Origin of the sequence: Parabacteroides caeci (assembly GCF_023656795.1) — a bacterium.
Lineage (GTDB): Bacteria > Bacteroidota > Bacteroidia > Bacteroidales > Tannerellaceae > Parabacteroides > Parabacteroides segnis.
Genome location: NZ_JAMOKT010000005.1, coordinates 18,783 through 38,075, shown reverse-complemented (window position 1 = coordinate 38,075; position 19,293 = coordinate 18,783). Strand labels below are relative to the sequence as shown.

At 42.8% G+C, this 19,293-nt stretch carries 10 protein-coding genes; 7 read left to right on the top strand and 3 right to left on the bottom strand.

Annotated elements, in window-relative coordinates:
- Positions 1–66 precede the first annotated feature (66 nt).
- From NBH15_RS03860 to NBH15_RS03850, 3 genes are all read right to left on the bottom strand, one after another.
- Entirely contained in the window at positions 67–1,695 is a 1,629-nt protein-coding gene (locus NBH15_RS03860; RefSeq protein ID WP_128134042.1) for a RagB/SusD family nutrient uptake outer membrane protein, read from the bottom strand.
- 37 nt (positions 1,696–1,732) lie between these two features.
- Positions 1,733–5,116: a TonB-dependent receptor gene (locus NBH15_RS03855; RefSeq protein ID WP_250822042.1), complete on the bottom strand. Its 3,384-nt coding sequence runs from the start codon at positions 5,114–5,116 to the stop codon at positions 1,733–1,735.
- Positions 5,117–5,334: 218 nt separating this feature from the next.
- Positions 5,335–6,003, bottom strand: coding sequence for a FecR family protein (locus tag NBH15_RS03850; protein ID WP_128134040.1), 669 nt, complete (start codon positions 6,001–6,003; stop codon positions 5,335–5,337).
- Between the two features lie 901 nt (positions 6,004–6,904).
- On the opposite strand from NBH15_RS03850, the gene NBH15_RS03845 reads away from it, so the two are divergent.
- The 7 genes from NBH15_RS03845 to NBH15_RS03815 all read left to right on the top strand — a co-directional run bounded on the left by NBH15_RS03845 (position 6,905) and on the right by NBH15_RS03815 (position 19,250).
- Positions 6,905–7,849 carry a FecR family protein gene (locus NBH15_RS03845; protein WP_186959872.1) on the top strand — a complete coding sequence of 315 codons (945 nt, stop codon included), beginning with the start codon at positions 6,905–6,907 and terminating at the stop codon, positions 7,847–7,849.
- Between the two features lie 159 nt (positions 7,850–8,008).
- Positions 8,009–11,368: a TonB-dependent receptor gene (locus NBH15_RS03840; RefSeq protein WP_244050274.1), complete on the top strand. Its 3,360-nt coding sequence runs from the start codon at positions 8,009–8,011 to the stop codon at positions 11,366–11,368.
- Positions 11,369–11,382: 14 nt separating this feature from the next.
- A complete protein-coding gene (locus tag NBH15_RS03835; protein WP_128134038.1) occupies positions 11,383–12,891 on the top strand; it encodes a RagB/SusD family nutrient uptake outer membrane protein in 1,509 nt (502 codons plus the stop codon).
- An 86-nt stretch (positions 12,892–12,977) separates the two neighbouring features.
- Entirely contained in the window at positions 12,978–14,795 is a 1,818-nt protein-coding gene (locus NBH15_RS03830; protein ID WP_250822041.1) for a DUF4091 domain-containing protein, read from the top strand.
- Between the two features lie 50 nt (positions 14,796–14,845).
- Positions 14,846–14,998, top strand: a complete 153-nt coding sequence (locus tag NBH15_RS03825; protein ID WP_199676285.1) for a hypothetical protein — start codon at positions 14,846–14,848, stop codon at positions 14,996–14,998.
- 150 nt (positions 14,999–15,148) lie between these two features.
- Positions 15,149–16,546 carry an arylsulfatase gene (locus NBH15_RS03820; RefSeq protein WP_128134035.1) on the top strand — a complete coding sequence of 466 codons (1,398 nt, stop codon included), beginning with the start codon at positions 15,149–15,151 and terminating at the stop codon, positions 16,544–16,546.
- Between the two features lie 37 nt (positions 16,547–16,583).
- The gene (locus tag NBH15_RS03815; protein ID WP_250822040.1) at positions 16,584–19,250 is read left to right on the top strand and encodes a glycoside hydrolase family 2 protein; all 2,667 of its coding nucleotides are present in this window, start codon (positions 16,584–16,586) and stop codon (positions 19,248–19,250) included.
- Positions 19,251–19,293: the final 43 nt, after the last annotated feature.

Sequence of the window (19,293 nt, the reverse complement as noted above, 5' to 3'; positions counted from 1 at the left end):
CGATGCAAGTATAATAAAAAAAGATGTAGGAGCGAAATCTTTCTCGCTCCTACAAATGAGGTCATTTTAATTAGCCCAACCCGGATTTTGAGGTAATAAGTTCGGATTGTAAGTAAATTCGTCGGTTGGTATCGGATACAGGTATAAACGATCGTACCATGTGCGGGTCATACCCGGATAAACAACACGGTATTCACCTGTTGCCGGATCGCGCGGACCTAAATAAGTTTTTATGTTTTCCAGTAACTTCCCTGCTTTCCATCTGCACAAGTCATTCCAACGGAGGCCTTCGCAAGCCAGTTCTACACGACGTTCGCGACGAATTTCGTTTAATAGCGGAGAGATGGGAACTTCCCATTTCGGCCAGTTCGGATCGGTAAATCCTACATCTGTAGTCAGATGTTTCATGCCTACACGGTCACGCAGTTTATTGATCGTTTTGTCCAGAACCGCCTGGTCGCATTCACCCAATTCGGCTTTTGCTTCGGCATAATTCAGAAGAACTTCACCGTATCGGTAGATCAGGTCATCCAGCGTACATTTAATATATTCGTTATCTTCCGCTAACGGAGAATACATTTTGTATAAGCGGTAGCCTGTATTTGAGAGATTACTGAATACCGGAGAATTTTCATATTCTTCAGAACCATCTGCCAATATAGCTATAGGACGTTCTGGTGTGTATATACATTGTTTCAAACGCGGGTCACGATTTTCAAACTCATCAGTGAATTTTACGTCACCTTTATACCGGTCGCTTAAAGCAATAGGTTTACCATCATCGCATAAGAATGATTCTACAAAGTCTTTGGTCATACCAGTATATGACTCGCGGACTGTACGAGGTCTGTTATTCATGCGTTTATCTGTCACATAGGCAGCAAAAAAGATTGCTTCCTTATTGTTTGAATAATCTTGTTGGTTGAACAGTGCATGATAGTCGTCTTCAATATTACCGGTAGAGTAAACAGTAAAATTACCACTATTGATAATTTTTTCGGCAGCATCTACACTAATACGTAGATACTTATCTGCATTTTCAAGATTTCTGTATTTTCTCCAGGTTCCTTCAAACAGACATACCCTGGATTTCAGAGTCAATGCAGCATATTTACTTAGACGTGAGTCTTGCATTGTTTCCGGCAACCATTCGCTGGCTTTGTCCAGGCAAGCACAGATAGAGTCGATAACAGCTCCGCGATCATTACGTGGATTGTATAGCTCTTCGGAAGAAGTAGTCAGGTCTGTTGTCAACCAGGGTACATCACCGAATCGAAGAACTTTTTCGTAATAGAACTTGGCTTTAAAGAAGTAAATCTCCCCTACATACTGGTTGATCTTTTCAGCATTCCCCTCAACGGTATGATAACGGCTCAAAAAATAATTACAACTTCTGATATTAGCCCAGTCGCCTTTAGCCCAACCCCCTCCGGCTGTAGGGATGGTGTAATCGCTCCAAACAAAATTATCCTTAGATTGAGGTGCCTGATTGTCTGAGGCATTGTCACTGTTATATATACCGGTATTATCCAGTGTTGTATAGAACTGGTTGGCAAAGTTTTTCAAGTCGCTTTCTGTCTTCCAATAAGTCTCGTCGTTGATCTTATCTTCCGGATACAAGTCCATAAAGTCGTTATTACATGCGGAAAATCCAAGTAATAAAGACATGCTTGCTATATAATATACTTTTTTCATTCTGTTCTTAATTTTAATTATTCTACAATGTTTCATCTTAGAATGTCAGGTTAGCACCAAAAGAGAATGACCGGATAAATGGATAAGCATTTACTGTAGCCAATTCAGGATCGAAAGTGTCAGGCATTCCGGAGAATTCAAACAAGTTGTCTGCATTGAAGTAAACTCTCAGCTTGGAGATTTTAGCCTTTTCCGTGATATATTTAGGAATAGTATAACCAAGAGCGAGCTGTTTACAACGGATATAAGCACCATTCAACATGAAACGGGTCTGGTTTTCATTTACAGCAGAACCGTTCATACGGGCACGTGGAAAGAACGCATCGCGGTTGTCTTCTCTCCAATAGTCATAATTCATCTTTTGGGGAACAGACCACTCAGATGTATAATGAGACAGATAGAATGTCTTTGACGGTATAATATCACGTTTCATAGTGCCCTGGAAGAATAACGTGAAATCGAAGCCCTTATACTCGGCTGTACCACGGATACCGAAGTTATAACGCGGTGTTTCATTACCGATGATCTTCAGGTCACCTGAGTTGTTGACCGTGTTTTCGCCTCTTGTAACCTCTCCGTCACCATTCAGGTCGGCAAATTTGATATCACCGGCATATTGCGTATAACCGACTATTTTTGACTGGTTCCATGAAGAGGCTTCTTCGTCAGACTGGAATAAACCATCTGTTACGAATCCCCAGATTTCACCCAGCTTTTTACCTTCATAATAATTGTCAGACAAGTTTTTTGTCGGATTATCATATTTGGTGATTTCAGCCTGATAGTCTGATAAAGATAGCGTCGCGCTATAGGCCAAACCATTCTGTAAGGCCGATTTCCAGGTTAAAGCTACTTCCCATCCACTGGTTCTCAAATCGGCAGCATTCATCTGAGGTTCAGAAATACCTAAAATGGAAGGTAATGTTTTTGATTTTGTCAACATGTCTTCTGTTGTTCGAACGTAATAGTCGAATTCTCCGGTCAGCTTGCTGTCAAACATAGAGAAGTTAAAACCTAAGTCCCATTGTTTAACTGTTTCCCAGGTTAGCTGGTCGCTTACCAATCCCGGAGCATATACACCCATCTGTTTTTCACCGCTAAACAGGTAGCCTACTTCACCTGTGGTATAGGTAGAAATATAGGGATAATACATGTCATTACCACCTTGCAGTAATACCTGATTTCCTAAAGCTCCGTAAGAACCTCTGATCTTGAAGTCATTTACGATATGGGCGATCGGTTTCCAGAATTTTTCCTGTGAAAGTCTCCAACCCAATGAGAATGTCGGGAAGAATGCAAAGCGGTCATCTTTCGGGAAACGTGAAGAACCGTCGTAACGGCCATTTACCTGTACCAGATATTTGTCGTCGTAAGCGTAGAACAGACGGAAGAAAGCACCACGGATGGCCCACTGGTTCATATAATCACTGGTTGAGCGGTCGCCGGTTGCCAGGTTCAGGAATGGAATATCGTTGGCGATCAGATTGTTTCTGCTCAGACTCACACCTTTATAAGTCGCATTTTCCTGGTTGAAACCGATCATTCCTTCCAAAGCATGTACTTTGTTGATTTTTTTCTTATAGGTAGCATATGCATTGAATACGTCGTACTGCGATTCTCTTTTGTTATAAGAGACCTGATTCGGAGATGTATGCGGGAAGATTGAACCCTGATTTCCATCAGCGTCATAGTCGATGTATTCGCGTACATGGTTCTTGAAAGAATAGTTATAGTAGTTATATGTATAATCGAAGTTGATTTCCAATCCTTCGAACGGGTTCAGTTTAGCGAATGCCGTTGCATACATATTATTGTTTCTCATTTCGGCAGAACCACCTTGTGATAACCAGGCTGCCTGATTCGTAAAGTAACCGTCGCCACAGTAACCGGCAAAATGTCCGTCCGGATGATAAACCGGCATCAGAGGGCGGCTGTCGCCCGGAATGGTGGCTCCCAAAGAGTTGCTACCGTATTTATTTTGTGGACCGGTATTCATTTTTACCATTGACAGAGTTGCTCTCAAGCCAACCTGCAACCACTTGTTCACCTTGTAGTTTACGTGTTGCAATACATTGAAACGTTTGTAATCTTCGTCTGTCCATTTAGAGATACCGTCCTGCTGGAACATACCGGCCGATGTCATATATTTTGCTGTTTCGCTACCGCCTTGTACACTGATGTTGTACTGTTGCATCGGATAACTTTTCTTATTCAAGGCTTCATACCAGTCGGTATTGCCACAATAACGGTATTTGCTGGCTGCATCGTCCGGATGATGGAATACCGGAAGATTATTGACCGGATCATTGTAATAATTTCTGACATGCTCCATAGTAATGTCATCGAAATAGTTACTACCGTTGCTTGTCGTGTTGGCATCATTCATCCATTGGGTATATTCCATGGAGTTCATATAATTGGCATGAACGGTCGGAACGTTGATGGAATAGTTTGCACTCAGTGAAACGACCGGTTTTTGTGATACGAAACCTGTCTTAGTGGTGATCAGGATTACACCGAAAGCGGCACGTGCACCATAGATAGACGCGGAAGCCGCATCTTTCAGAACGGTTACATCCTTCACATCCTGCGGGTTAATCAGGTTTGGGTCCATTTCGATACCGTCCACCAGGACCAGCGGACCTCCGCCGGATAAGTTTGTCGTACCACGGATATTGAATGTTGAGCCTGTTCCCGGAGCACCGTTGGAAGAGGAGATATTCAAGTTGGCGATTGCGCCCTGCAAACCGGCTCCCAGGTTAGTTAACGGACGGTCTTCGATCACTTCCGAGCCGACAGTTGCCACAGAACCTGTCAAGTCTGCTTTTTTCATGGTACCGTATCCTACGACAACGACTTCTTCCAATGTTTCGGAGTCTTCCTGTAAGATGATTTCCATTCTTCTTCCGGCGTTAGCTTTCACTTCTTCTCTGACATAGCCGATGAAAGTGATTACCAGCGTTGAACCTGACTTTGCGTTAATAGAAAAATTCCCTTCTACGTCCGTTGTAGTTCCGTTGGTTGTTCCTTTTTCAACAATGTTGGCTCCGATAACGGGGTCTCCATTGGTGTCGATTACTTTACCTCTGATTGTACTACTTTGTTGCGGAGCGGCAGCCATAGTCTGTTTACCAAGTACGATATGGTTTCCTTCTACAGAATATGTGATATCCGAATCAGCCAACAATTCTTCCAGCACTTTTGAGACAGGCTGGTTTTTAGCCTTTAACGACACCTTCTTGTTTACGTTTACCTGGTTGTTGTAGATAAACAGGTAATCAGTCTGGTGTTCTATCTCGTTCAGTACTGTTTCCAGTTGAACATTTTTCTTGTTAATACTGACCCTCGCATTTTGTGAATGTGTATTTTCTGCAAAAGTGCAGAACACACATACTAAGAGCAGGAATGTCGTGATTCTCATAATTCTGAAAATTTTTAAGGGTCGCGGTGCCCGATAATTACACCTCGACAAAGTGTTTTCTTTCATACTTTGTTGTGATTTGAAATTAATAAATTAATAATTTAGTTTGTGTTAATTGGATGTCTGCCGGCTATTGCCCCCCAGCTTTCATCGGCATTACGGTTAACAAATTTTTTATCCCATAAGCATTTTAATTTAGGTGAAACATATTGTTAAAATCATTTGATATAAATAATGTGATTGTCGTCATCCCGTTCATAGGCAAACTTTATATCTTTTTGTAAAACCCTCAATGCATAATCAACGCCGTCGGTTTGTCTGAACTTTCCTGTATACAAGTATTTTTGTACTTGTTTATTTGTGATATAGATGTTTATCCCATAGTATTTCTCAAAATCTTTCATGATCGATGCAAATGTCTCGTTCTTGAAACAGATCAGGCCTTCCCGCCAGCGGTAAGGCGTATAATCGTCTACCGGTTTCACCCGCAGTTTGCCTTCATATAGATAGGCTTTATTATTGGGGGTGAGCATCAGGCTTTCGTTTGCATCGGTCAGGGAAGAAATCCTCACACTTCCTTCCATCAGGGTTGTTTCAAATATTTCTGTTTCCGAATAAGAATCGACATCGAATTTAGTACCCAATACCTCTACGTTATAATTATTTGTTTGCACGATGAACGGTTTGTTTTTATCTTTTGTCACATCGAAATAGGCTTCGCCGTCCAGTTTTACCAGACGTTCCTTTTCGTTAAAGGTGATTGGGTATTGAATGGTAGTCCGTGCGTTCAACCAGACATTTGTTCCGTCTGCTAATGTAATATTGATGCGTTGTCCTGCCGGGACAGTGATTGTTTGCAATGCTATCGGAGTCTGTTCCGTTTGCATTTGCCGGTAGATAAAACTCCCGCCAAGCGTAAGGGCGATGACAGCAGCTATTTTGATTAACTCAGTTCTAAGAGAACTAAGGTTTATCTATTTCTCTAGAAAGAGTTTTAATATTTCTTTGGAAGGATTCAAAAACAGGTCCGGCAGGATAAAAAAAGAAATAAAATGTAAAGTATCATTTTATTTCAGCTCTATTGGGCGGATCGGATTTCTACCGCAGAAAGTTTCTTTCGCTAAAATTCCCCACTGTTTTTGTTTATGTGGGGAATTTTCCCCGCTACAAAGGGGAATAATCCCCACTGCAATGGGGGAAAATCCCCACTGCAATGGGGTGAGAGTTAGGCTTCGCAAACAAATCTAGAAAGATTTGAGCTATCAGTTTAGTGACTGGTTGTAACTGGCTCCCTTCTTGAGAGGGGGCAGGGGGTGTGTTAAAGCCAGTCAATAAAACAAGCCTTGTTACAGGTTTATTTGCCGTCTGCTTCAGCTGACGGATAAGTAAAGAATCTATCTCATTGGACTTTAGTCCCATCTCTTACAGTTTTCTATCTAAGAGACATGTGGCTGAAGCCAAAAGAGAGAAACAACTTGTAAACCGTCAGCTGAAGCAGACGGCAAATGAACTTGCAATAGTCAAGTGACTCTGATTAGGATGGTTGTATAGGTGGGAATATGACACACCCCCTTCCCCCTCTCGAGAGGGGAGCCAGTTACAACCAGTCACTTAAATAGATAGCTCAAATTTGATAAAATCAGAGCTGTTTCTGTCTTTATTGACACCACTGGAGACAATATCATATAAAGGAAAAATTGAGTTTGTAATATTTTTTTTGTATTTTTACTAGGGATATGCAAGTGTGAACTGCTATTAATATAGAAGGGTAATCCTAAACGACATAAAATGAACAAAGATATATTATATAAATTTTTTGAAGGCAACGCATCATTCGAGGAGGAAGCGGCTGTAAAACAGTGGATGGAAGAGTCTGCTGAGAACCGCCTGGCCTTTTTGAAAGAACGGAAATTGTTTGATGCCATGTTGCTTTTGGGGAATGAAGAAATAATTAAGAACGGAAAGAAAAGATTTTCTATAAACCTTAGTTCTCTTAGAACTGAGTTAATCAAAATAGCTGCAGTTGTCGCAATCACTTTGGGAGGAAGTTATTTTTATTATCAGTCTTCGTTGGAAAAAGAATTGATGGCGATGCAGACAATCACTGTCCCGGCAGGCCAACGTATTAATATCACATTGGTCGATGGCACAAATGTCTGGCTAAATGCCAGGACTTCACTGTCATATCCGGTGAAATTCGGTAAAAATAATCGTCAGGTGGTCTTGGATGGCGAAGCCTATTTCGATGTGACAAAAGATAAAAGCAAACCGTTCATCGTGCAAACGGATAATTATAACGTAGAGGTATTGGGTACCAAATTTGATGTAAATGCCTATTCAGAAACAGGCGAGTTTGAAACAACGTTAATGTCGGGTAGCGTAAAGGTAGCTTCAGCAAGCGACTCCACACAAAAAATAACTCTGAAACCGAACAATAAGGTTTATCTGCAAGATGGAAAATTGCATGTAACCGCTGTGGATGACTATAATCCTTACCGATGGAAAGAAGGTTTGATTTGTTTTAAGAATGAAACGTTTACATCCATTATGAAAGATTTTGAAAAATACTATGGATTAACAATTCAGGTGAAAAACAAGAATGTCTTTAAATACGTTTACACAGGTAAATTCCGACAGACAGACGGTATCGATTATGCGCTGAGGGTATTGCAGAAGGATATAAAGTTTACTTATCAGCGGGATGACGAGAACCAGATAATTTATATAGAATAAGATTGTAATAATGATATTATTAACTTTAAAAGAATGCTTATGAATAATATACATGATCACTAGCTGAAAAATGCCGGCAAACGCTGGGGGGCAATTACCGGCATTCAATCAACACAATTCAATTAAAAACTGTATTAACTTCAAATCATCAACAAAGGTATGAAAAAAAACTCTTTGTCGGGTAGGTATTATCCTAAAAGCCCGAAACTTAAACAAATCTTTAGAATTATGCGAATCACCACGTTCTTACTTTTAGTATGTGTGTTCTGCTCTTTCGCAGAAAATACACATTCACAAAATGCCCGGGTGAGTATTAGTAAACGTAATGCCCAACTGGACGAAGTATTAGGCGAAATCGAAAAACAGACCGATTATCTGTTTATCTATAATAATCAGGTAGATGTGAACCGTAAGGTCTCTGTCAAAGTTAAAAATGAGCCGGTATCGGCAGTCCTTAAAAATATCCTGAAGAATTCGGAAATCGATTTTGATATGGAAGGTACGCATATCGTACTAACCAAAGTAACAGGAAAAACGGATGCTGAAATCCAGCAACAGGCAAAAAAAATCGATGGAACGATACTCGATTCAAACGGCGAACCGGTTATCGGGGCGAATGTAGTTGTGAAAGGAACTACCAACGGAACGGTTACAGATATAAATGGCGAGTTTTCAATTGAAGCGGAAGCTGGCTCTATATTGAATATTTCTTATATTGGTTATTTGACAAAAGAAATACCGGTAGGAAATGAAACGAATATCCGTGTGGTATTGGTGGAAGATTCCAAAGCACTGGATGAAATTGTCGTAATCGGATACGGTACACAGAAGAAAGCCGACCTTACCGGTTCCGTGGCAAATATCAGTACCGAGAAGCTGAGTACGCAGAGTAATGTGAATATCGGCCAGGCCCTTCAAGGTAAAATTGCCGGGGTCGATATTGTGTCCCAGGGTGGCGCTCCGGGACAGAGCAGCCGTATCATGGTTCGTGGTATCGGTACCTTGAACAATGCCAGTCCGTTGTATATTGTGGATGGAATGTATATGAGTAGCATGGACCATCTGAATCCGAACGATATTGAAAGTATAGATGTGCTGAAAGATGCTTCTTCTGCTGCCATCTACGGTTCACGTGCTGCCAATGGCGTTATTATTGTTACCACAAAATCCGGTTCCAATACGGAAGGAAAACCGATTATCGATGCTTCGGTAAATGTCGGTGTGCAAACTCCGTCCAAATATCTGGATATGCTGGGTGCGGAAGATTGGGCGCGCCTGACAACCGTTTCCCGTCAGGCTATCGGTGCCAGTCCGCTTGAAATGGCAACCGATATGAAAGAAAGTAATGACTGGCAGGATGAAATGATGGGACCTGCCCTGATGCAGAATTATAACCTGACGGTCAGAGGCGGCACAAAGTATTTTACTTATTATACAGGTCTTGGTTATGTCAATCAGGACGGAACAATAAAAGGTACGAATTACCAACGCTATAATGCCCAGTTTAAATCGGAATATAAGCGTGGTTGGTTTACTTTTGGAAACAATGTCGTGTTCAGTTCACAACAGAATAATCCTTTGTACGGTTTTGCACGTGGTGGTTATCTGGGTATTATCCTTCAGTCTATCCCGACTCTTCAAAAATATGATCCGACCAACGAAAAGGGAGGCTATGGTAAAGTGTATGGTGATGCAACCGATATTCCTAATCCGCTGGGTATCCTGGATGAAAACCTGACGCGCAGGACATGGAACGCTTACAATGCTTATATCAACCTGTATGCAGAGGTTAAATTGCCTTTAGGATTTAAATACCGTCTGAATGCAACTCCTGATCTCTCCTTTGAGCGGAATACGTCTTATGAAAATATTTATGATTTCGGTTTGCGTAATAATGCAGTGTCCAACATGACCGAATATCGTTATCAAAAGAATAATTTCCTGATTGAAAATCTGTTGACATTTGATCAGACATTCGGTAAACATAAAATCAGTGCTTTGTTGGGATATTCTTATCAGAATTATCATACCCGTTATATACTGGCTTCCGGTAAGGGGTTGCCTGAAGGAATAACTGAAGTAGGTGCTGCTACACAGGACCGTATGAATGATACATGGTCGAAAGAGAGCGCGTTGACCTCAATCATTTCCCGTGTATTCTATTCATATGATAATCGTTATTTGATTACGGCAACTTATCGCCGGGACGGTTCTTCCAAATTTGCCAAAGAGAATCGATACGGACATTTCCCCTCTGTTTCGGTCGGTTGGAATATCGCAGAAGAACATTTTATGGAACAGTCAAAGGATTGGATGGACCAGTTGAAGTTGAGAGCGGGATATGGTATCCTGGGTAATCAGGAAATTGACGACTATATGTACACCAGTGTTATTACATCCAATATTAATTATCCGGATGGCAACGGCGGTTTGATCAGTGGTGCATTCCCCAAAGATTTTGCGAATCCGGCAATTAAATGGGAAGAAACGGAAATGACCAATATCGGTGTAGATATGGCTTTTATGAACTCACGGTTGATGGTCACGGCTGACTGGTATCGTAAGAATACTAAAGATATTTTGTTGACAGTGCCTATTCCTATCTCGACAGGTGGTGCAAACGATCCCGTCCGTAATGCCGGTAAAATCAAAAATACAGGTGTGGAATGGACTGTGGGTTGGAATGATGCCCCTTCAAAAGATTTTTCTTATGGAATTACCTGGACCGGTAATGCGATGAAAAATGAAGTAGTAGAAATGGGAGATGCCAATCAAGTTATCGAAGGTGGTAAAAACCGTACCAATGTAGCTACAACCCGTACGTTGGCCGGCTATCCGATCGGTGGTTTCTGGTTGATCCCAACAGAAGGTCTGTTCCAGAACCAGGCGGAGATAGATGCATATGTAAAGGATGGTAATTTGATTCAGCCGAATGCAAAACCCGGAGATATCCGTTTCAAGGATTCTAATGGTGACGGAAAAATTACGGATGACGATCGTGTCTATTGCGGCAGTCCGTTCCCGACACTGACTATGGGATTAAATCTGAATGCAAGCTACAAGGGATTTGACCTTTTATTGGGCATGCAGGGTGTTTTTGGCAATAAAGTGTATAATGGAACCCGTTTAGAGTTGGAAGGTGTAAACAAAGGAACGAACTTCCTGGCTTCTACACTCGATTACTGGACTCCGGACAATCCCGGTGCATCGCATCCCCGTTTAGTTTGGGATGATCCGAACCAGAACACCCGGCCCCAGAGTGATCGTTTCCTTGAAAACGGTTCATTCTTCCGTCTGCGTAATGTCCAGTTAGGATATACATTCCCGAATCGTTGGTTCCAGGATAAAATACAAAAACTGCGTGTATATGTGAATGCGGAAAATTTGTTTACAATCACAGGATATAGTGGTTACACTCCTGACATCAATAATGCAGACAATGCAACGTCCCGTGGTTTCGATAATTTTGTTTATCCGACAAACAGAGTATTCATGTTGGGACTTAATCTTACATTCTAAAAAATCATGTCATTATGAAAACATTAAAATTAATCATATTCGTTTTTATTGCCGTTGCACTCAATAGTTGTGAAGGCAAACTGGATCTGACTAATCCGAATAAGCCGACCGGAGAAACTTTCTGGAAGACGGAAGCCGACTTCAGACAGGCTATGGCCTCTTGTTATACGCCGCTAAAAAACTGGAATGGCGGATATTATGGAACCCGTGGACTGATGGCCCGTATTTCACGTGCGGATGATATTGAGTTCCGTAATGATATTCAGGAAATATATTCAATGCATCGTTTCACGAATGATCCGAACAATGCAGTGGCAAATAATATCTTTTATCAGTTCTACAATGCTATTTACAGGGCTAATTCTATTTTGCAAGAAATAGACGGTAAAGATTTTACAGAAGAGTTCATTGACCAGATTCGTGGCGAAGCTCTTTTTATCCGCGGCATGTATTATTTCCAGCTGGCAAAAGAGTTTGGTGATGTTCCTCTGCGGTTAACAGCTTCTCAGGATCCGGCAACTTTCCAGTTGGCTAAATCGAGCCAGGCGGAAGTGTACGGGCAAGCCGAAAAAGACTTTATCGAGTCAGCATCTCTGCTGCCTTTGGCAAATGATAAAGGGAAGCCGACACGGGGAACTTCGTATGCTTATTTAGGTAAATTGTATGTGTATATGGAAAAATGGCAGGAAGCTAAAAATACCCTGGAACCATTGACTAAAGCTCCGTATACGTATAAACTGGTAGATGATTTTACCTGGAATTTCGATGAGGAGCATGAAAACAATGCAGAAAGTATTTTTGAAATCCTCTATGAGCCGGTAGGCGGATCGGACCAGTGGGATAATGGTGAAACAGCCAATTCTGCCCAGTCGACCACCATTGCCGTTGAATATGCGGCTGGTGCTGTTGGCGGATGGTTTGAGGCAAAACCGACCCAGAAGATGATGGATATTTTCAGGAAAGAAAGAGCGGCAAACGGAGAGTATGATTATCGTACATTGACATCTGTGGCCTGGGATTATCCCGGTTGTATGTATTATATGAAGCCTATTCAGGAAGTATTATCCGGTGAAGACCTGAGTTCATACTGGATCCTTAAATATCAGAATTCCAAAACTCGTGAACAGGAAGTGGAAACAATTCCTTCCTATATCAACGAACGTGCTATGCGTTTTGCCGATGTGATTCTGTTATTGGCTGAGTGTGAACTGAATCTGAATAATACGGTACAGGCAATCGGTTACATAGACCAGATACGTACCCGTGGAGGTAACTTGCTTCCTTATTCCGGCAAGACAGATGCTGCATCGGTTAAGGAAGAACTGATCCATCAGCGTGCTATTGAGTTCTTTAAAGAAGGGGAACGTTTCTATGACCTTCGCCGTTGGGGGTTACTTGAACAGGAGTTGAAAGCGCAGGATCCAATCCGTTTTGCCAGCTTCCAGAAACGTCATTATTATTTGCCCATACCGGCTAAAGAGATACAAACCAACTTGTTGTGTACTCAGAATGGTGACTGGTAATTGAATAGAATAAGTTGACAGGATAAGGCCGTTACCGTCTGGCAACGGCCTTATTTGTCTCTGATAACAAAGTAAAACATATTTGTATGAAATCGAATAAAATAATAGTTGCTGTATTTTTAAGTATCAGTTTTAGTATACAGGGACAGGCGCAATCGACGGTAGGAGTCACTCATTCCGGCCAATCTACCGGGCAAACACCTTTTCCCGTAGATACGTATGCAGAATTGCGTAATCCGGCAACAACGGATCCGGGATTATGGAAAAATGTAAAAGGGACAAGTGTAAGTTGGGGTTCTACCGATATACGGTATAAAAAAGAAGAGCCGGCACCAGTCGGCCGGATAAGTAAAGAGATCGAACTGACGGCATGGAAGGGAGAACGTGTTGCTTCCCAGTGGGTTGTATGGGGTGATCAACCTTTACATAATCTATCCTTTTCTGTAACGGAACTGGTTCATAAAAATAAGAAAAGCAAGATTGGTCAGGATCGGTTGCTGTCAGGTTTTGTTCGTTATGTAATGACAGACGAACTGAATAAGGATGGAATGGGGGGATGTGGCTCCCGTCCGGATGCTGCTGCATTTGATTCGTCATTGGTTGCTGATCCGATAGATCACCTGACAAAAGTGCTTTCTTTACCGGAGCGTACTACCCAGGGAGGATGGGTACGCGTATGGGTTCCTCAAGATTGCCCGGCTGGTATTTATGAGGGCAAAGTGGTTTTGAAAGACGGGGATAAAACACTCGGGGAACTTGTTTTGAAAATCAATGTGAAAGATCGCATCTTGCCTATGCCGTCCGAGTGGATTTATCATCTTGACTTATGGCAGAATCCGTTCGCAATAGCACGTTATCATCAGGTTGAACCCTGGAGTAAGGCTCATTTTGATTGTATGCGTCCCTATATGGAGATGTATCGCCAGGCGGGAGGAAAGGTCATAACTGCCTCCATCATGCATAAACCCTGGAATGGGCAAACGTACGATTATTTTGAAACGATGATTACCTGGATGAAGAAAGCAGACGGTAGCTGGTCTTTTGATTACACTGTTTTCGATCGGTGGATAGAGTTTATGATGAGTGTCGGTGTAACGCAGGAAATAAACTGTTATTCGATGGTTCCCTGGAGGTTATCTTTTCAGTATTTCGATCAGGCAACCAATAGTCTGAAGTTTATAGAGATGAAACCCGGTGACCTGGAATATGAAGATATATGGGGAACTATGCTGAGGTCGTTTGCTGCTCATTTGAAAGAAAAAGGCTGGTTCGATATTACCCATATTTCTATGGATGAACGTCCTATGGCGGTTATGCAGGAAACATTGAAAGTGATACATAAGGCCGATCCAGGCTTCAAGGTTTCTTTAGCCGGTGCTTTACATGAAGAACTGTCTGACGAGCTGGATGATTACTGTGTGGCATTACGGATGAAATATTCAGAAGAGATGAAGGCTAAACGCAGAGCTGAGGGTAAAGTCACTACCTTTTATACCAGTTGTGAAGAACCTCGTCCGAATACATTTACCTTTAATCCGCCTGCCGAATGTGAATGGTTCAGTTGGTATGCGGCGAAAGAAAATCTGGATGGTTATTCCCGCTGGGCATTGAACAGCTGGGTGATCGAACCGTTGCTTGACAGCCGCTTCTATACCTGGCCGGGAGGAGATACTTATTTTATCTATCCGGGTGCAAGAACCTCCATGCGTTTTGAACGTCTGATTGCCGGTATTCAGGCATTTGAGAAAATCAGGATTTTGAGAGAGGAGTTCAATTTGTCGGGGAATCAACAGGCAAAAGCTAAAATAGATAAGGCATTGAGCCTGTTTGATGAAAATACGCTGGAAACTGTTCCCGCTTCAGTTGTTATATCTAAAGCAAATAAGATCATAAATAGTTATTGATATCGATCTGCCTTATAAATTGTAATCTCCGGACTTTAAAATTGAACTGTATGACACAGAAAGAGGGGCAGTATAAAGTGGATATTTATAAGAATGGCGAATGTATAAAGAGTAATTCGCTTTCTCTGAAAGCCGGAATATCCCGGTCGATAAGGCTGGAGGGAATAAGAATGGATGATATTGTATTTGTTTCTATCCGCTAAATAAGCCGAAAAAATGCGATTGTTGTTTGTATATATTGGTGATGATGCGGTAGAATTAGTTTTTTATAATGTATCTTTGGATGCCCAACCTTATGATAGTAATATGCGAGAGGAAAGAAAATTATATTAGATATAAAATAACTATAGAAAATGAAAACTCAACTTGTATTATGTATTGGCGGTTCCTTGTTGGCCGGGATGTCCGCTTGTAAAGACAAAGCTCCGGAAAAAGAAGTTCCGATGAATGTTATTTACATTTTGGCCGACGATCTGGGATATGGGGATATCGGTTGTTATGGTCAGCAGAAAATCAAGACGCCGAATCTCGATAAGATGGCGCGGGAAGGAATGCTGTTTACCCAGCATTATGCCGGCTGTACGGTCAGTGCCCCTTCCCGTTGTTCATTGATGACCGGTTTGCATACCGGACATTCGCAGATACGCGGAAACAAAGAAATTGCTCCGGAAGGGCAACAGCCGATGGAGGCTGATACCTATACTTTGGGTAAACTGATGAAGTCGGCAGGATATGCAACCGGTATCTTCGGCAAATGGGGGTTGGGGTATCCGGGTTCTTCTTCTGTTCCTTCTACGATGGGATTCGATGAATTTTTCGGTTATAATTGTCAGCGTCAGGCTCATTCTTATTATCCGGATCATCTGTGGCATAATAATGATACGGTATTCCTGAGTGAGAATGATAACAATGGACGTAAAGTGTATTCGCAGGATCTGATCCACGAACAGGCCTTGAAATTTATTCGTGACAACAAGGATAAGCCGTTCTATGCCATGCTGACGTACACCTTGCCGCATGCGGAATTAAATCTGCCGCACGATTCTATCTACCAGATGTATGAAAATACTTTTGAAGAAGTTCCTTATGATAAAGGAGGATATTATCCGTCAGAAAAGCCATATGCGTCTTTTGCGGCTATGGTAACACGGTTGGATAAATATGTAGGCGATGTAATGGCGGAATTGAAAGAACTGGGATTGGATAAGAATACGATCGTGATCTTTACCAGCGATAATGGCCCGCACAGGGAAGGGGGAGCCAATCCGGATTATTTCCTGAGTTACGGTCCGTTGAAAGGGGTGAAGAGGGATGTCTACGAAGGCGGTATCCGTGTTCCGATGATTGCCTGGAATCCTGCCAAGATCAAAGCCGGAGTGAAAACGGAACATATCAGTGCTTTCTGGGATGTGATGCCGACTTTGGCTGAACTGACAGGTGTCGCTTTGCCTCAGACAGGCGATGGCATCTCTTTCCTGCCGACTTTATTCTCTAAAGAAGGACAGAAGCAACATGAATATCTGTATTGGGAATTTCATGAACAGAATGGCCGTGAGGCTTTGCGTTGCGGTGACTGGAAACTGATCCGTCAACCGATCGTCGGTGAAACGATTCTGGAACTTTATGATCTGAGCAGCGATCTGCATGAAGATAACAATCTGGCTCAACAAAATCCGGAAAAGGTAAAAGAGCTGGAAGCGTTAATGGATGGTGCCCGTACCGAATCGCCTTTATTCAATTTCGGCAGGTAATATCAATACATCTTAGTCACAAATAAAATAAATAATAATGAAGAAGCTAGTAACGTATCTTGTATTGCTTTTTTGCTGCCTTCCTTTATGGGCGGCACATCAACCGGAGTTCTCGACTGCCGGATTCTTCCGTATGGATAATTCCGGACGTGAGGTTTTCTCGATGAATCCTGCCTGGCGTTTTTATAAAGGAGGTCTGGCTGGTGCAGAAGCCAAAGATTTTAATGATAAAGACTGGACGGTGGTTTCCTTGCCGCATGGCATCGAATACCTGCCGACAGAAGCCAGCGGCTGTATCAACTATCAGGGAGAATCCTGGTACCGCAAGCATTTCACACCGGATGTTGCTTTGAAAGGAAAAAAGCTGTTCCTGCATTTCGAAGCCATCATGGGTAAGAGTAAAGTATTTGTGAACGGAAAACAGCTGACGGAGCATTTTGGCGGTTATCTGCCGGTAGTGGTGGATGTGACAGAGGCACTGGACTGGAACGGTGATAACGTGATTGCAGTCTGGACCGACAACAGCGACGATCCTTCCTATCCTCCCGGAAAGGCACAGGATGTATTGGATTATACTTATTTCGGAGGAATTTACCGCGACTGCTGGCTGGTAGCCCATAACAACATCTTTATCACAGACCCGAATTATGAGAATGAGATTGCCGGAGGCGGCTTGTTCGTCGCTTTCGATAAGGTCTCGGATGCTTCGGCCGAAGTTTTGTTGAAAATACAGGTACGTAACGAAACGAAGAAAGCATTTACCGGTGTGGTAGAATATGAATTGCAACAACCGGATGGCAAGCAGGTCGCTTTTTTGAATGATAAGATCAGGATAAAAGCAGGTAAAGCCATGACAAGTTCGGATAAACTGTTGGTGAAGGAACCGCTGTTATGGAGTCCTTCTTCTCCTGCATTATATAACCTGTTGGTTCGTATCCGCGATGAAGAAGGGAATGTGATTGATGGTTATCGCCGCCGTATCGGTATCCGTAGCATTGAGTTTAATGGGAAAGACGGCTTTTGGCTGAACGGCAAACCTTATGATAAGCCATTGATCGGGGCAAATCGTCATCAGGACTTTGCCGTTGTTGGCAATGCCGTGGCAAATAGTATCCATTGGCGTGATGCCAAAAAACTGAAAGATGTCGGTATGGAGGTAATCCGTAACGCCCATTGCCCGCAAGACCCGGCTTTTATGGATGCTTGCGACGAACTGGGGTTATTCGTTATTGTGAATACGCCCGGCTGGCAGTTCTGGAACGATGCGCCTGAGTTTGCGCAACGTGTTTACAGCGACATCCGTAATCTGGTGCGTCGTGACCGTAACCATCCTTCGGTATGGCTTTGGGAACCGATCCTGAATGAGACCTGGTATCCGGCAGACTTTGCCAAAAACACTAATGATATCGTGCATGCCGAATATCCTTACCCCTCCTGCTATTGCGGCAGTGACAGCGAAGCACGTGGTCATGAAGTATTTCCGGTGCTCTTCGCTCATCCCCAGAATGCAGATCCAATGTGGGCGCTGAAGCATGCGGACGATTCAAAGACTTATTTTACCCGTGAGTGGGGAGATAACGTAGACGACTGGAACTCTCATAATTCTCCCAGTCGTGTTGCCCGCAATTGGGGTGAACAGGCCATGCTGATACAGGCACAACATTATGCTTCTCCGTCTTATCCTTATACCAGCTATGACGCTTTGTTTCAGACTTCCCCCCAGCATGTGGGTGGTTGTTTATGGCATTCGTTCGACCATCAGCGTGGTTATCATCCGGATCCTTTCTACGGAGGAATCATGGATGTATTCCGCCAGCCTAAGTTCTCTTATTATATGTTTATGGCACAGCGTCCGCCGGTGAAGACCGGTCTGATAGCTGAAACGGGTCCGATGGTTTTTATTGCTCACGAAATGACACCGTTCTCAGGAAAAGACGTAGTTGTTTATTCCAATTGCGATGAGGTGCGGCTGACTTACAACAAAGGAGGAAAAACATATACTCATAAGAAGGATAAGAACCGTAAGGGGATGCCTTCGCCTGTTATCACTTTCCTTGATGTTTATGATTTTATGATAGATAAAGCCTTGTCGAGAGAACAGAAACAAGCTGATGTTTATCTGCTGGCAGAAGGACTGATAGACGGAAAAGTAGTTGCTACCCATAAAGTAACCCCTGCTCGCCGTCCTGAGAAACTATTGCTTTGGGTGGATAACGAAGGTACGAACCTGGAAGCAAACGGCTCTGATTTTGTAACAGTTGTTGCCGCCGTAGCTGATAAGCAAGGCAACATCAAGCGGCTGAACAATTACTTCATCAAGTTCCATATCGAAGGTGAAGGTCGTATCCTGGGAGGTTCCGATGTGATGGCAAATCCGGCTCCGGTGAAATGGGGAACAGCTCCGGTACTGGTACAGTCTACCTTGAAACCGGGGAAGATCAAAGTCATGGCCAGTGTCCTGATGGAAGGCTCCCAGATGCCGATCAGCGCAGAACTTGAACTGGAAAGTACCCCGGCCGTTTATCCGTTACTCTATAATCAATCGGAGGCCGCTCTTATTCCTCTGACTGTAACCGGCAAGACAGATATGCAAATGAGCAAATCATCAGCCGAACGCGAAGTAGAACGTCTTCAAAAAGAAGTGAATGCCTTGAAACTGAAAGAGGTGGAAAGACAGCAGACAGAGTTCGGAGAACAGAGATAGGGTTATTACAGAAAGATTTGAATGTTTTATGACGTTGTGGACC

What these genes read in the sequence shown, in the direction of transcription:
- NBH15_RS03835 (WP_128134038.1), top strand. Translation starts at nt 11,383, where the DNA reads ATGAAAACATTAAAATTAATCATATTCGTTTTTATTGCCGTTGCACTC.
- NBH15_RS03860 (WP_128134042.1), bottom strand. Translation starts at nt 1,695, where the DNA reads ATGAAAAAAGTATATTATATAGCAAGCATGTCTTTATTACTTGGATTT.
- NBH15_RS03850 (WP_128134040.1), bottom strand. Translation starts at nt 6,003, where the DNA reads ATGCAAACGGAACAGACTCCGATAGCATTGCAAACAATCACTGTCCCG.
- NBH15_RS03840 (WP_244050274.1), top strand. Translation starts at nt 8,009, where the DNA reads ATGAAAAAAAACTCTTTGTCGGGTAGGTATTATCCTAAAAGCCCGAAA.
- NBH15_RS03820 (WP_128134035.1), top strand. Translation starts at nt 15,149, where the DNA reads ATGAAAACTCAACTTGTATTATGTATTGGCGGTTCCTTGTTGGCCGGG.
- NBH15_RS03815 (WP_250822040.1), top strand. Translation starts at nt 16,584, where the DNA reads ATGAAGAAGCTAGTAACGTATCTTGTATTGCTTTTTTGCTGCCTTCCT.
- NBH15_RS03830 (WP_250822041.1), top strand. Translation starts at nt 12,978, where the DNA reads ATGAAATCGAATAAAATAATAGTTGCTGTATTTTTAAGTATCAGTTTT.
- NBH15_RS03845 (WP_186959872.1), top strand. Translation starts at nt 6,905, where the DNA reads ATGAACAAAGATATATTATATAAATTTTTTGAAGGCAACGCATCATTC.
- NBH15_RS03825 (WP_199676285.1), top strand. Translation starts at nt 14,846, where the DNA reads ATGACACAGAAAGAGGGGCAGTATAAAGTGGATATTTATAAGAATGGC.
- NBH15_RS03855 (WP_250822042.1), bottom strand. Translation starts at nt 5,116, where the DNA reads ATGAGAATCACGACATTCCTGCTCTTAGTATGTGTGTTCTGCACTTTT.